Raw genomic sequence first — 16,942 nt, 5'->3', positions numbered from 1 at the left:
GCTAATTTTAAAAATCTAAAATCTAAACTCTGAAATTTAAAATAAGAAAAAGTGAATTTCAATCAACTAAAAAATATAATCTTCCTTCAAAAAGATAAAATAGTTTTGTCTGGTTTGGCGTTGTTTTTCAGCATCAACATCACAGCACAAAACAATTTCCCAGCTATTGTCAAAACCAAAGAAGGAAAACTTTCTTTTACTGCAGACAATAAAGGAAATCAAATACCTGATTTTTCATATGCAGGATATATGGCTTCCGAAAAAGCAATTCCAAATGTGGAGAATAAAATTTTTGTTCCGAAACAAGAAGAAGACGCTACCGAAAGAATTCAGGCAGCAATTGATTATGTGAGCAATTTGAAGCCAAATAAATCAGGTTTCCGTGGAACTATACTTTTAGACAAAGGAACTTTCAAAATTAGTGGAACTTTATTCATTAAAAAATCAGGAGTCGTTTTACGAGGAAGCGGAAATACTGAAAACGGAACAATTCTATTAGGAACCGGATTAAAACGAGAAGCACTAATTAGAATTTTAGGAATTGATGATAAAAAATTAGGCGAGACTTTTGAATTCAATACAGCTTATACACCACTTGGAACAAAAAAAATCCAATTAAAAAACACCTCTAAATTAAAACCATCTGATGAAATTATCATCAGTAAACCTTTAACCGATAATTGGATTAAAGAATTAAAAATGGATGATTTTGGAGCAGAAACCGGTTGGGTTGGTTGGAAGAAAAATGATTGGGATATCACATGGAATAGAGTCGTAACCAACATTAATGGCAACGAGGTAACGCTAAACGCACCATTGACAATGACTCTTGATGATGTTTACGGAACTGCAAAAGTAACTTTATACACTTGGTCAGGAAGAATTGAACAAATCGGGATCGAAAATATTCTGATGAAATCAACTTATGATCAGTCAAAACCAAAAGACGAAGAACACAGATGGCTAGGAATCAGCATCGAAAACACAAAAAATGCGTGGGTAAAACAAGTAAATTTCAAGCATTTTTCTGGAGGAGCAGTCGCTTTATTAAAATCAGCGCAGCAAATTACAGTTGAAGATTGTATTGTAACCGAACCAATTTCTGAAATTGCAGGTTTTAGACGTCATACTTTTTATACCGAAGGGCAGCAAACATTATTTCAACGTTGTTATTCAGAATATGGTTATCACGATTTTGCAGTAGGCGGATTTGGAACGACAGGTCCGAATGCGTTTATCCAATGCGAGTCGTTTTTGCCTTTCAATAATAGTGGCGCAATAGGAAGTTGGGCAACAGGAGTATTATTTGAAGTTTCGTATATAGACGGACATGCTTTAAGTTATAACAATAGAGAACAAAATGGCAGAGGCGCAGGATGGACAGCTGCAAATAGTGTAATCTGGGAAACATCAGCCTCTAAAATAGAATGTTACAGTCCGCCAACAGCGCAAAACTGGGCTTTTGGAACTTGGGGCGGAATCATGGCTGGCGACGGTCATTGGAAAGATGTAAACGGTCATATCAATCCGAGAAGTTTGTTTTATGCACAATTAGAAAATCGTTTAGGACAACTTCCTGTAAAACCTTTTATATACGATTTAGGTTCAGAACCTTCATCAAGTCCCGAAGTAGAAGCAGCACAACAATTAACTAAAAATTCAGTTGCTCCAAAGGAAAGTTTACTGGAATGGATTGCCGAAGTTTCAAAAGCGAATCCAATTGATACGAGCAATTCAGGACTTAAAAACGCCAATGATTTAAAAATAAATGCAGCACAAAATGTAATTTCCAATAACAAAGTAGTAGCAAAAAACGGCTGGCTTACTTATGATAATAAAGTAATAGCAGGAAACCGATTAAGTGTACCGTGGTGGAGAGGAAGCCTTAGAGACAGCGATATTTCTAAATCATTGCCAGACGTTACCAGATTTGTTCCCGGCAGAACTGGAACAGGTTTTACAGATAATATCAACGAAGTAACAGATTATTTGAACACCAATAATATGGTCGCTTTAGAACATAATTACGGATTATGGTACGAGCGAAGAATGGACGATCACGAACGAGTTCGCCGTTTTGATGCCGATGTTTGGCCGCCATTCTACGAACAGCCATTCGCAAGAAGCGGACAAGATTTAGCCTGGGATCAATTAAGTAAATATGATTTGACAAAATTCAATGATTGGTATTGGGATCGTTTATCTCTTTTTGCAGATTTAGCCGAAACCAAAGGACAATTGTTAATCAATCAACAATACTTTCAACATAATATTATAGAAGCCGGAGCGCATTGGGCGAGTTCACCTTGGCGTTCCGCAAACAATATAAACAGTACAGGTTTTCCGGAACCGCCGCCATATGCGGGAGACAAACGTATTTTTATGGCAGAACAATTTTACGATGTTAATAATCCTGCCAGAAGAAAATTGCACCAAGGATTTATTCGTAAATCATTAGAAAATTTTCAGGAAAACAGCAACGTAATTCAGTTAACAAGTGCCGAATATACGGGGCCGCTTCATTTCATGCAGTTTTGGATTGATGAAGTTCAAAAATGGAAAGACGAAACAGGCAAAAAAGGAATCATTGGTTTAAGTGCGACAAAAGATGTTCAGGATGCTATTTTAAATGATGTACAAAGAGCCAAAACAGTAGATCTAATTGACATTCGTTATTGGTATTACAAAGAAGACGGATCGGCATACGCGCCCCAAGGCGGATTAAATTTAGCACCAAGACAACACGCCAGAAAACTAAAAACAGGAAAAGAAACAGACGATCAGGTATATCGTGCAGTTCGTGAATACAGAGAGAAATATCCTGAAAAAGTAATTCTATATTCGACAGATGCGTCGCCAAGATTTGGATGGCCGGCTTTAATGGCAGGAGCTTCAATGCCTAATATTCCAAAAATTGCACTTCCTGAATTTTATTCCGCTTTAAGCGAAATGAAATTAGTTGAAGGAAACACATTTTCAGATAATCTTTGGAAATTAGAAAATAAAGGAAAAAGCTATCTTTTCTATTTAAAAAACAATCAAGATATCACAATTGATTTATCAAATGAAAAAGGAACTTTCGAAGTATATGCAATAAACGCCACAACAGGAATTATCACAAAAAAAGCAAACATAAACGGAGGAAAACAAGTAACAATCCCACAATCTGAAATAAAAGAAAAAGTGCTTTTTGTAGTGAAAAAATAATTGCCCACGGATGGAACTGATAAAACAGATTTACACAGATAATTTTAAAAATTAAAGATTAAGAATTAAAAATTAAAAAATAAATCTGTTCAATCTACATGAAAAGAATAAACCAGCGAAAACCCGTTCAATCAGTTAAACCTGTGGCCCAACCAAAAAAACATAAATTCAAAATAAACCAAAATGAATCTGAAAATTAAATATTTATTCGTCTTAAGTATAAGCTTTTTGCTGGCAGCACAAAGCGGATTTTCGCAATCAACAAAAGGCGCACTGCCTCAAATCAAAGTTTCTAAAAATCAGCATTATTTTATTACCGAAGATGGAAAACCATTTTTCTGGTTAGGTGACACAGGCTGGCTGACATTCGGAAAACTAGACAGAGCAGGCGTTGATAAATATTTTAAAGACAGAAAAGAAAAAGGATTCAATGTTGTTCAGGTAATGGTTTTACATAATATAAATGCCGTTAACGTTTATGGCGATGCAGCTTTAATCAATGAAGACGTTTCAAAACCATTAACAACACCAGGCAGCAATTTTAATGATCAGGCTGAATACGATTACTGGGATCACGTAGATTATACTTTAGATGTGGCTCAAAAAAACGGAATTTACCTAGCAATGGTTCCGGTTTGGGGAACAAACGTTTCAAAAGGAAATAAAGTAAGCAAAGAACAAGCAATTATATACGCTAAATTCTTAGCTGACAGATATAAAAGCAGAACCAACGTCATTTGGTTAAACGGAGGAGATACTCACGGAAATGAATTTCAGGATATCTGGAACGCCATTGGAAATACTTTAAAAAGCAACAATCCGAATCAATTAGTTACTTTTCATCCTTTCGGAAGAACCGATTCTTCAGAAAACTTCCACAACGAAAAATGGCTGGATTTTAATATGTTTCAATCAGGACACAGAAGATACGATCAGGATTCATCAAAAACGAATTTCAAAGAAGACAATTACAAATTTGTGCTAAGAGATTTCGAATTAAAACCAACAAAACCAACACTTGACGGAGAACCATCTTACGAAGGAATTCCACACGGCTTACACGACACTTTACAACCAAAATGGACGTCAAATGATGTTCGTCGTTACGGATATTGGTCAGTACTTTCAGGTGCCGCAGGTTACACATACGGACACAACGCTGTAATGCAGATGTTCAGAAAAGGTGATAAACCAGCTTACGGAAACAAAGAATTATGGACATCGGCGCTTAACGCTCCCGGAGCAAAACAAATGATTTACATCAAAAAACTAATGCTAGAATTCCCATTTTTAGAAGGTGTTCCAGATGTTTCGTTAGTGGTGAATCAAGGAGAAAAATACGATTATATTCCAGCCATAAGAGGAGAAAAATACGCTTTACTATACACCTACAATGGAAGAATAATAGAAGTAAAACTAGGGAAAATTGCTGGTGATAAATTCGAAGCAACTTGGTACAATCCAAGAAATGGCAAGAAAACTAAAATAGGAACATTTGATAATAAAGGAACTCAAAATTTTCAGCCAGAAGGTAAAAAAGAAGATGGTAATGACTGGGTTTTGATTTTACGGTCGAACTAGTGAAAATAATTCGTGAATTCGTGGCACTTACCCACAATCTTGTCATTTCGACGAAGGAGAAATCTTCGCAAGAAACTCTACAAAGTTACTCAAGCATGAGGAACTGCTAACGGAGATTTCTCCTTCGTCGAAATGACAAAAAAAATGAGAAAACAACACAATTATGAAAATTAAAAACATACTAATAATTCTCTGCTTCATAACCGGATTAAACACCGCTCTAGCAAACGACGGCTGGTTAAATATCCTAAACGAAGGCGGAAACAACAAAGGAATAAAATGCACCGAAGCCATTCAAAATGCCATAGAAAAAGCATCTAAAAACGGCGGCGGAACAATTTTTTTTCCTGCAGGAGAATATTTGACTGGAGCATTAAAACTAAAAAGCAACATTACAATCCATTTAGATTCAGGCGCACTTTTAAAATTTTCAGACAATTTTGATGATTATCTCCCATATGTAGAAATGCGTTACGAAGGATTAGTAATGAAATCTTTCTCACCATTATTTTATGCCAAAGATGCTGAAAATATCACCATAAAAGGAAGAGGAGTAATTGAAGGACAAGGAAAAGCTTGGTGGAATGAAGTCTACAGAATCGAAACCGCAAAAGAGCCGATTCCGTTAACGAAATATCAAAAAATGTGGGACGAACAAAATCAGGGAATCGTCTATTCTGATTATTATAAAAGAACGATTGATAAAAAGTTTTTCAGACCATCATTCTTTCAGGCTTATGGCTGCAAAAATATTTTAATCGAAGGCGTAACGTTTCAAAATTCACCATTTTGGACAATCAATCCTGAATTCTGCGATAATGTAACCGTTACCGGAATCACAATTTTTAATCCGCATTCGCCAAATACAGACGGAATTAATCCATCGTCATGTAAAAATGTTCATATTTCAAATTGTCACATCAGCGTTGGAGACGATTGTATTACCATCAAATCAGGAAGAGACGAAGACGGACGTAAATATGGAGTTCCAACAGAAAATGTTACGATTACAAATTGCACCATGTTAAGCGGTCACGGCGGCGTTGTTATTGGAAGCGAAATGTCGGGCGGAATCAAGAAAATCACAATTTCAAACTGCGTTTTCGACGGAACAGACCGCGGAATCCGTATTAAAGCAGCACGAGGAAGAGGTGGTGTTGTAGAAGATATTCGTGTAGATAATATCGTAATGAAAAACATCAAAGAAGAAGCAATCGTATTGAGTCTTTTTTATGATAAAGATACCAAAGTGGAGCCCGTAACTGAAAAAACCCCGATTTTCAGAAATATTCATATGAGCAATATTACAGCTTCAAGCGTGAATAAAGCGGGCACTATTTTAGGAATTACCGAAATGCCAATTCAAAACATCACGTTCTCTAACATCAATATGGATGGAAAAGAAGGTTTTACAGTAAGCACGGCGACAGATGTTGAATTTCATGATGTAAAAGTAAATGCGACAATTGGTTCTTCTTTCAAAATTTCAGATTCAAAAAATATCATTTTAGATAATGTTGGATCTTCAACACCAATAAAAGGCGTTCCGGTTATTAAATTAGACAATGTTTCAAATACAATGATCAACAATAATTTTCCATTTAATGCAACCGATATTTTTATCGAAGCAAATGGAAAAGAAACAAAGAATATTTTCCTGAAAAACAATGTGTTTAATAATGTAACAACAGTAGTTAAAAAAGGGACAGCTTTAGATAAAAAAGCAATTATAGAATAGATTATAATAACACAGATTTCACGAATTTACACCAATTTAATTCGTGATAATTCGTGAAATCTGTGTTTAATTTGACAACATGAAAAAAATATTCATCATATTAACTCTTTTAATTTTCACGATCAGTTATTCGCAGAAAAAGAAAGATTTATATCTTTTTACGTCGTTTCGAGAACCTGCAACAGAAGGTTTGCATTTGGCCTACAGCGAAGACGGTTACAATTGGAAAGGACTTCAAGGATCATTTTTAAAACCAGAAATCGGAGCCAGTAAAATTATGCGTGACCCGTCAATCACAAAAGGAGGTGATGGAACCTATCACATGGTTTGGACAACAGACTGGAAAGGTGGAAACGGTTTTGGCTACGCAAGTTCAAAAGATTTGATTCATTGGTCAAAACAAGAATACATTCCGGTAATGAAAAACGAACCGGAAGTAGTAAACGTTTGGGCGCCGGAGATTTTTTATGATGATGTCAAAAAAGAATACATTATTATTTGGGCATCGACAATTCCGTTTAGATTTGAAAAAGGAGTTGAAGAAGAGAAAAATAATCACAGAATGTATTATGTAACGACAAAAGATTTTAAAACTTTTTCAGATACAAAATTATATTACGATCCAGGTTTCAGCGTCATTGACTGTGTGATTGTAAAGAAAAGCAAGAAAGATTATGTCTTGGTTTTGAAAGACAATACGAGACCCATGCGAAACATAAAAGTAGCTTTCGGAAAATCGCCTTTAGGTCCGTTTCAAAAAAGTTCTAAACCTTTAACCGAATATTTATCTGAAGGTCCAACGGTAGTGAAAGTCGGTAAAAACTGGCTGTTGTATTATGATAATTACGGTTCAAAAAATTATAAAGCTTTAAGCACAACAGATTTTGTTCATTTTGAAGACGTTTCATCAAAAATAAGCCTTCCAGAAGGACACAAACACGGAACGATTACAACAATCTCTGAAGAAGTTTTAAAAGAATTAATTGAAAGAAAATAAAAGAAAAGGCCACAGATTTCACAGATTAAAATGATTTTTATAGTATTTAATAATCAAAAAAATAAATCTGCGTAATCTGCCAAATCTGCGAGACAAAATTTTTCTCCCGCAGATTTTGCAGATCAAGCAGAAAAAAAATCTTTTTTAATCTGTGAAATCTGTGGCAAAAAAATAAATAACATGATTGCTTTCCAAAACATAAAAACCAACATCGCAATTACAGCTACAATCCTTTTGACTTGTACAGCTGTAAATGCGCAAAATGATACCGTGCGTTATGTTGGTAAAACACTTTCAAACATCGATTATCACCACGGACAATTAAGTCCAGCAGTTGGAGTTCACGCTACGCAGATTATGCGTGCAAGCCGTGAACATCCAGAAAAAGCAGATGGTTTTGGATGGACATACAATCACCAGCCTACAATGGCATATTGGAATGATACTTTTTATCTGCAATATTTGAGTGATCCTGCGGGAGAACATATTCCGCCGAGCCAGACTTTAATTATGACTTCAAAAGACGGCGTAAGCTGGAAAATGCCAAAAGTAATTTTTCCAATTTATCATATTCCTGACGGATGGAAAAAAGAAGGCGTAGAGGGTGTTGCCAAAAATCTTGATGCGATTATGCACCAGAGAATGGGTTTTTATACCTCAAAAGACAAACGACTTTATGCTTTAGCGTATTACGGAATCGCAATGGATGAAAAAGATGATCCAAACGACGGAAAAGGAATTGGACGTGTGATTCGTGAAATCAAAATAGACGGAAGTTTTGGTGAAATTTATTTCATCAGATACAATAAATCTTGGGATAAATCGAAATCGGCATTTCCCTTTTATGCACAAGCAAAAGACAAAGGTTTAAAAAAAGCCTGCGAAGAAATTCTATCTGATCCTTTGATTTTACAGCAATGGGTTGAAGAAGCAGATCGTGATGACGAATTGATTCCGCTAAAAAAACCTTATAAAGCTTTAAGTTCATACCATTTACCAAATGGAAATGTGGTTGGTTTATGGAAACACGCTTTAACTTCAATCAGTAAAGATGGCGGAAAAACATGGGAATATAATCCACTTCGTGCTCCCGGTTTTGTGAACAGCAACGCTAAAATCTGGGGACAAAAAACCTCTGACAATCGTTATGCAACGGTTTACAATCCGTCAGAATATCGTTGGCCTTTAGCTATTTCAACAAGTGATGACGGTTTGACTTACAAAGATTTATTATTGGTTCACGGCGAAATTAGTCCGATGCGTTATGGTGGAAATTACAAATCAGCAGGACCTCAATATGTACGTGGAATCTCAGAAGGTGACGGAACTCCGCCTGACGGAAAACTTTGGATTAGTTATAGTATGAACAAAGAAGATATTTGGGTAGCGTCGATTCCGGTTCCGGTTACTTCGGTTGTTACTGAAAATGCAAATGATATTTTTAACGATCTTCCTGACGGACAAGAATTAAAATTATGGAATACTTATGACCTTTCCTGGGCTTCAACTAAAATCGAAAAAAAAGCCGATGGCAAAAAATGGCTGACATTAAGAGATCAGGATAATTTTGATTATGCGCGCGCAGAACGTGTTACTCCGTTTGCAGAAAAAATGGAAGTGACTTTTACAGTAAAACCAGAGCAAAATAACCACGGTTTATTACAGGTTGAATTTCAAAATAAACAAGGATTACCAGCGGTAAGATTGGTTTTTGATTCGGATGGACAATTAAAAGCAAAAAATGGCGCTCGTTTTGGTGGAATTACAAAGTACGAAGCCGGAAAAGAATATAAAGTAAACGTGAAACTGAACGTTAAAACCCGCTCGTATACGATAAAAGTAAACGACGAAAAAGAATCAACGAGAATTTTTTATGCTCCGGTTGATGGTTTTGAGCGAATTATGTTTCGCACAGGTGATCAAAGATATTCTCCAAATGCAGACACAGAACCAGACACAGACGATTATGATGATTTACCCCAAACCGGAAAATTAATCCCGGAAGCGGTATTTAATATTCAATCGTTGATTACGAAAAAGTTATAAAAAATAGAACGCGGATGATACGGATTCGCTATCGCGAAGACGCAGATTTACACAGATTTTATATTTTTAAAGAAATAAAAATCAGTTTTTGTCCGCGTCTTTACGAAGTAAATCCGCATCATTCGCGTGCTAATCTCAACAATAAGAAATGAAGCATTTTAAAATTATACTATTCCTTTTAGTCACTTTCATTTCAAATGGACAAATTTTGCCTGTCCATTTAACCACAGAAATGGCTGAAAATCCATTAGCAGTAGTTCAGAATCAGCCGAGATTTAGCTGGCAGTTGGTTTCAAAAGAATCTAATGCATCACAAATTGCCTATATTATTTTGGTTGCTTCTTCTGAAGAAAAATTGCAAAATGACGAAGGTGATATCTGGAATTCTGGAAGAGTAGATTCTAATAAAAACCTGCATATTTTTTATAATGGAAAACCATTAAAAAGTGAAACCAAATATTTCTGGAAAGTTAAAGTTTGGAATCAAAAGGGAAAAGTTTCTAAATGGAGTAAAACTGCTTCTTTTAGAACCGCTTCGTTAGAATCAGATTTAAATCCGGTTTGGATTGGAGCAATCACAAAAGCAGACAGCCATCTGCCGGAAGGCCGAAATTATCATTCGGCAACTTTCAATAGAGAAAAAAAGAACTCATTTATCAACGCTTCAGATTCATTGTCCGGCAGAAGCATAATACTTCGTAAGCCTTTTGAAATTAAAAAAGAAATCAAAGAAGCGGTTATTTATATTTCAGGTTTAGGGCATTACGAATTGACTATCAACGGGAAAAAAGTTGGAAACAGCCAATTCGCACCTTTATGGACGGATTACGATAAAACAGTAAATTACAACGTTTACGAATTAGGCGCCAAAGAATTTCAAAAAGGCGATAACGTAATTGGTGTTCTATTAGGAAACGGAATGTACAATACACTTGCCGAAAGATATACCAAATTCTTCGTGAGTTTTGGTCCGCCGACTTTATTCTTTAAAATGAAAATCAAATATAATGATGGTTCAGAAGAAATTATAAAGTCAGATGAAACTTGGAAATACAGCAAAAGTCCAATTACCTACAATAGTATTTTTGGAGGAGAAGATTACAATGCTAATTTAGAACAAAAAGGATGGAACAGTAAAGGTTTTAAAGATTCGAATTGGAAAAAAGTTGTCGTTCAGGAAGCGCCAAAAGGAATTTTAAGACCGCAAATTGCACCGCCGGTTACGATTCAGAAACAATATGAAGTTAAAATCGTAAAAGAGCTGAAACCAAATTTCTATGTTTTTGATATGGCGCAGAATCTTTCGGGATTTCCAACGATCAAAGTAAAAGGCAAAAAAGGGCAAACCATTCGTGTTTGGGTTGCTGAAGGATTAAATGAAGAAGGCACAATTGCTCAGGGAAGATCTGGAAAACCATACTATTACGATTATACATTAAAGGGAAAAGATGTAGAAGAATGGACACCAAAATTCAGTTTCTATGGTTATCAATATGTTCAGATAGAAAACATTAATTATAAAGAAGATAAAAATGCAGCGCTTCCAACTTTGGTAGAGTTGAAATCGAATTTTATTTATAATTCGGCTGGAGAAGGAGGAAGTTTTGCATGTTCTAATGAAATTTTCAATAAAACACACGAGCTGATAAACAACTCCATAAAAAGCAATTTCCAAAGTGTTTTTACCGATTGTCCGCAACGTGAAAAATTAGGCTGGCTGGAAGAGATTCAGTTGAATGGTCCAGGTTTAATGTTCAATTATAACTTGCAGACTTTCCTTCCGGCAACAATGCAGAATATTTCTGATTCACAGCGTGATAACGGTTTGATTCCAACAATAGTTCCTGAATATGTAATTTTTGGAGGTGACTTTACCGATTCTCCAGAATGGGGCGTAACAGGCGTAATTCTGCCTTGGATGTATTATGAATATTACGGAGACGCTTCTTTATTAGAAAAATATTTTCCTGTAATGAAAAATTACGTGGATTATTTAGGAACAAAAGCAACCGATCATATTGTGTCGCACGGATTAGGCGATTGGTACGATTACGGAACACATGCCGCAGGATATTCTAAAAACAGTCCAATTGCGCTTTCTGCGACTTCACATTATTATTACGGAGCTTATTTAGTAGCAAAAGCGGCGAAATTATTAGGCAAAACAGAAGATATTGAAAAGTATGAAACATTGGCTTCTGATATCAAAACAGCTTTTAATGCGAAGTTTTTTAATGCTGAAACTAAACAATATGGAACAAATAGTCAGTTTAGTAATGCTGTACCGATTTTTATGAATATTGTCGAACCGCAGTATAAAGAAGCTGTAATGCAGAATTTGCTAGCCGATATTAAAGAAAAAGGCGATCGTTTGACAACGGGAGATGTTGGAAATCGTTATTTATTCCAGACTCTGGCGAGAAACGGCGAAAACGAAACCATGTTCAGAATGCATAATCATTATGATGCGCCGGGTTATGGTTTTCAGATTAAATTTGGCTTGACCACTTTAACCGAACAATGGGATCCGAGAAAAGGAAATTCTTGGAATCACTTTATGTTAGGGCAAATAGAAGAATGGTTTTATCAAAGTTTAGCCGGAATCATGTCTGATCCTGAGAAGCCTGGGTTCAAACATTTCTTTATTCAACCGGAAATGGTGGGCGATATGGCTTTCGCGAAAGCGGACTATCAATCGGTCTATGGGAAAATTGCTTCTTCGTGGGAGAAAAAAGATGGTAAATTTATTCTGAATGTTCAGATTCCTGTGAATACAACGGCGACAATAAAGTTACCTGTTTCTAAAGAATCAGAAATAAGAATTGATAATAAAAAAGTGAGAACAGGTTTTGATGAAAAAGCTCAAAAGCCAGTTTTGGAATTTGGATCTGGAAATTATATAATAGAATGCAAAATATAGAACGCAGATGACGCAGATTCGCTATCGCGAAGACGCGGATTTTTACGGATTTTTTTATCTCTTTTGCGATAATAAATATTTTAAAAAAATCCGCTTTAATCCGCGTCTTTACGAAGTAAATCCGTGTCATCAGCGTTCAATTTTAAGTTAGTTTAACACAACGAAACAATGAAAATTAAAAACATATATATAACAATTTTATTTTTTGCTTTGACATTTGCCAATGCGCAAAGTACTTCTGATACTAATTTTAGAAAACCAGTTTCAGAAACACTAAAAAAAATAGAGACTGTTTTTAAAGTCACGATCAACGATGATAGAGGTTTATTAAAAGGAAAAGAACTCGACTATGCCGACTGGAGAATTGAACCGGGAAATTTGGCAGTTTCGTTAACTAATATTTTGGCACCGTTTGAATTGATGTATTTCAAACAGCCGGATGGAACCTACATTATTCGTAAATATGAAAACCATAAAGTTTCAGTTGATAAAGGAAAAGAACGCCTGTTTTATTTGGAAAGCCTTTATTCGACTAAAGAACAATGGGAGAAACGCAAAACGGAGTTAAAAGCTTGTATGATAACCTCATTTGGTTTAGATAAGGCGCCCCCAACACCAAAATCTAAACCACTTTTAACTCCAAAGAGAATTTATAAAGATTACAGTGTTGAAAATATCGCTTTGGAAATCCTTCCAGATGTTTATGCAACAGGTTCTATTTATAAACCATATCCATTAAATAAAAAAGCAGCAGTTATTTTAACTCCTGACGGACATTTTGGGGATGGACGATATAGAAAAGACGAGCAGTACCGTTGTGCTATTATGGCTAAAATGGGTGCAATTGTTGTGTCGTATGATTTATTTGCCTGGGGAGAATCATTATTGCAATTTCCGGAAGAAACGCATAGAAACAGCATTGCATCGACGGTACAGGTTTTAACCGGAATTCGTTTTCTGGATTATTTAGCAACTGTAAAAAATGCTGATATGTCGAGAGTTGGCGTTACTGGTGGTTCTGGTGGAGGTTCTCATACCATGTTTTTAGCAGCGATTGATGATCGTGTAAAAGTTTCAGCTCCAGTTGTAATGGTTTCTTCTCATTTTTCAGGAGGTTGTCCATGTGAAAGCGGACGCGGCATTCACCTTTGCGGAAACGGAACAAACAACGCGGAAATCTCAGCTATGATGGCGCCAAAACCACAATTGATTGTTTCAGATGGAAAAGACTGGACTTTAGCAGTTCCGGAATTGGAATTTCCTTTTATTCAAAGAACGTATGAATTGTACGGGAAGAAAGATTTAGTGGAGAATGCTCATTTTGCAAAAGAAGGACACGATTTCGGAATTTCGAAACGGATGGCTTTGTATCCATTTATGGCGAAATATTTAAATTTAGATTTGAATAAAGTAAAGAATGAAAAAGGCGAAATTGACGAATCGACTTGTGTAATTGAACCTTATGAGAAATTATATGTTTTTGGAAATAAAGCTGAAAATCTGCCGAAAAACGCACTGAAAGACATCAACAAATTATATGAAATGTTTGGAGAAAAAAATCTGAAAGTTTACGAGGTTAAGAAGTAAAAGAGTTTGCCACTAATTTCACGAATTGGCACGAATTATTTTTTCTGCCACAGATTAAAAGGATTAAAAGGATTTTTTATCTCCCTAATCTGCTAAATCTGCGAGAGTAATTTTTTTTTCACGCAGATTTAGCAGATCTAGCAGATTTTTTAATCAGTGGAAATCCATTAATATATGGCAAATAAATTAGAGAAATTGAAAAAAAAATTAAAAAAGAAATTAGTGCAATTCGTGTAATTCGTGGCTAAAAAAAAATATACTATGAAGTTAAAAATTAAAATAACGACAATCTTTATCGGAATTTTTTCCTTGACTGCAACAGCACAAAGTGACTTAAAACTTTGGTACGATAAACCGGCTGCAATCTGGAACGAAGCTTTGCCTTTGGGTAACGGACGTTTGGGAGCAATGGTTTTTGGCGATCCGGCAGTAGAACGTTTACAGTTGAATGAAGAAACGATTTGGGCGGGTTCTCCAAATAGTAACGCACATTCCAAATCAATCGAGGCTTTGCCAAAAGTAAGGCAACTTATTTTTGATGGAAAATTTGATGAGGCACAGGATTTGGCGACACAAGATATCATGTCGCAAACCAATGACGGAATGCCGTATCAGACTTTCGGGAGCGTTTATATTTCATTCGCTGGACATCAAAAATATACTGATTATTATCGAGATTTAGATATCAGTAATGCTACAGCAAAAGTAAAATACAAAGTAAACGGCGTTGAATTTACGAGAGAAATTTTAACCGCATTTTCAGATCAGGTTATTGTGGTAAAACTTTCTGCGAGTCAGCCGGGACAAATTACGTGTAACGTTTTTATGAACAGTCCGATTGATAAAACAATCGCTTCCACAGAAGGTAACCAAATTATACTTTCGGGTTTAGGAAGTAATTTTGAAGGTGTAAAAGGAAAAGTAAAGTTTCAGGGAAGATTATCGGCTAAAAATAAAGGCGGAGAAATTGATGCCAGCAACGGAGTTTTAAGCATTAACAAAGCTGATGAAGTGATTTTGTATATTTCGATTGCAACCAATTTTAAAGATTATAAGGATATTTCGGGAGATGAAATTGCGAAAAGCAAAGACTATTTGGCGAAAGCCGAAGTGAAAGATTTTGAAACGATTAAGAAAGCTCACATTGATTTTTACCAAAAATTATTTAATAGAGTTTCTTTAAATTTAGGTTCAAATGATTTAGTTAAGAAACCAACAAACGAGCGAATCAGGGATTTTTCGAAACAATTCGATCCGCAATTGGCTTCGTTATATTTCCAGTTTGGGCGTTATCTTTTAATTTCAAGTTCACAGCCGGGCGGACAGCCAGCGAATTTACAAGGAATTTGGAATGATATGGTCACTCCACCTTGGGACAGCAAATACACCACAAACATTAATGCCGAAATGAATTATTGGCCTGCACAGGTAACCAATTTGCAGGAAATGCATGAACCATTTCTTCAGATGGCAAAAGAGTTAGCTGTAACTGGCGCAGAAACGGCTAAAACGATGTACAATGCAAATGGCTGGGTTTTACACCACAATACTGATATCTGGCGTGTTACAGCTCCGGTAGATGCTGCTGCTTCAGGAATGTGGCCGACGGGTGGTGCCTGGGTTTGTCAGGATTTATGGGAAAGATATTTATACACGGGAGATAAGAAATATTTAGCAGAAATTTATCCAATCATGAAAGGCGCAGCCGATTTCTTTTTGGATTTTATGGTTATTGATCCTAATACAAAATATTTAGTAGTCGTTCCGTCAAGTTCTCCTGAAAACACACATGCTGGAGGAACAGGAAAAGCAACAATTGCTTCTGGAACTACAATGGATAATCAGCTGGTTTTTGATTTGTTTACGCATGTTATGGAAGCTTCGGCTTTGGTTTCTCCAGATGCTGCTTATACTAAAAAAATAAGCGATGCTTTGGCTAAAATGCCTCCGATGAAAGTGGGTAAATACAATCAATTGCAAGAATGGCAGGACGATTGGGACAATCCGAAAGACAATCATCGACACGTTTCGCATTTGTATGGATTGTATCCGAGTAATCAGATTTCGGCAATTAAAACACCTGAATTATTTGAAGCTGCAAAACAATCTCTAATTTACAGAACAGACGAATCTACAGGCTGGTCAATGGGATGGAAAGTGAATTTGTGGGCGAGATTATTAGACGGAAATCATGCTTATAAATTGATTCAGGATCAATTGCATTTGGTAACAGCAGACCAAAGAAAAGGCGGCGGAACGTATCCGAATATGTTAGATGCACATCAGCCGTTTCAAATTGATGGAAATTTTGGATGTACAGCCGGTTTTGCCGAAATGTTAATGCAGAGTCAGGAAGATGCCATTCATTTATTGCCTGCTTTGCCAACCGTTTGGAAAGACGGAAGCATTAAAGGTTTGGTTGCCAGAGGCGGATTTGTAATTGATATGACTTGGAAAAACAATAAAGTTTCGGAATTGAAAATTTATTCAAAAATAGGAGGAAACTGCCGATTGAAAGTTGAGAATACTTTAAAAGGTTCTTCAATCAAAAAAGCAAAAGGAAAAAATTCTAATCCGTTGTTTTATGATGTGGAAGTGAAGAAACCGATTATTTCTAAAGAAGCAAAATTACCTAAGGTACAATTGCCAAATTACAATATTTACGATGTGAATATGAAAGCAGGGCAGACGTATACTTTTACTGGAAATTAATATTTTTAAACCATATAAGTGATTTAAGAAAATATAATAGTGCGTCATATTTGTCATTTCGACGAAGGAGAAATCTCCGCAAGTAACTCCGCAAAGTGAGTCGCCAATCTTTGTCGAATTTCTAACGAAGATTTCTCCTTCGTCGAAATGACAA

8 protein-coding genes are annotated in these 16,942 nt (G+C 35.9%); all 8 read left to right on the top strand.

The window, feature by feature from the left end:
- Positions 1-51: 51 nt before the first annotated feature.
- The 8 genes from NLJ00_RS20290 to NLJ00_RS20255 all read left to right on the top strand — a co-directional run bounded on the left by NLJ00_RS20290 (position 52) and on the right by NLJ00_RS20255 (position 16,788).
- Positions 52-3,207: a DUF6298 domain-containing protein gene (locus NLJ00_RS20290; protein ID WP_256635166.1), complete on the top strand. Its 3,156-nt coding sequence runs from the start codon at positions 52-54 to the stop codon at positions 3,205-3,207.
- A gap of 183 nt (positions 3,208-3,390) precedes the next feature.
- Complete coding sequence (locus NLJ00_RS20285) at positions 3,391-4,788, top strand: glycoside hydrolase family 140 protein (protein WP_256635165.1); 1,398 nt, start codon at positions 3,391-3,393, stop codon at positions 4,786-4,788.
- Between the two features lie 163 nt (positions 4,789-4,951).
- Positions 4,952-6,526, top strand: coding sequence for a glycoside hydrolase family 28 protein (locus tag NLJ00_RS20280; protein WP_256635164.1), 1,575 nt, complete (start codon positions 4,952-4,954; stop codon positions 6,524-6,526).
- Between the two features lie 79 nt (positions 6,527-6,605).
- Positions 6,606-7,523, top strand: a complete 918-nt coding sequence (locus NLJ00_RS20275) for a glycoside hydrolase family 43 protein (RefSeq protein WP_053471863.1) — start codon at positions 6,606-6,608, stop codon at positions 7,521-7,523.
- Positions 7,524-7,703: 180 nt separating this feature from the next.
- Entirely contained in the window at positions 7,704-9,569 is a 1,866-nt protein-coding gene (locus NLJ00_RS20270) for an exo-alpha-sialidase (RefSeq protein WP_256635163.1), read from the top strand.
- A gap of 148 nt (positions 9,570-9,717) precedes the next feature.
- Positions 9,718-12,489, top strand: coding sequence for a glycoside hydrolase family 78 protein (locus NLJ00_RS20265; protein ID WP_053471861.1), 2,772 nt, complete (start codon positions 9,718-9,720; stop codon positions 12,487-12,489).
- 168 nt (positions 12,490-12,657) lie between these two features.
- On the top strand, positions 12,658-14,076 hold the full coding sequence (locus NLJ00_RS20260) for an acetylxylan esterase (RefSeq protein WP_053471860.1): 1,419 nt from the start codon (positions 12,658-12,660) through the stop codon (positions 14,074-14,076).
- A 261-nt stretch (positions 14,077-14,337) separates the two neighbouring features.
- On the top strand, positions 14,338-16,788 hold the full coding sequence (locus tag NLJ00_RS20255; protein WP_256635162.1) for a glycoside hydrolase family 95 protein: 2,451 nt from the start codon (positions 14,338-14,340) through the stop codon (positions 16,786-16,788).
- Positions 16,789-16,942: the final 154 nt, after the last annotated feature.

It is taken from the genome of Flavobacterium panici (genome assembly GCF_024499525.1).
GTDB lineage: Bacteria > Bacteroidota > Bacteroidia > Flavobacteriales > Flavobacteriaceae > Flavobacterium > Flavobacterium panici.
The sequence above is the reverse complement of the archived record's forward strand: the minus strand, read 5'-3'. Positions and strand labels throughout refer to the sequence as shown.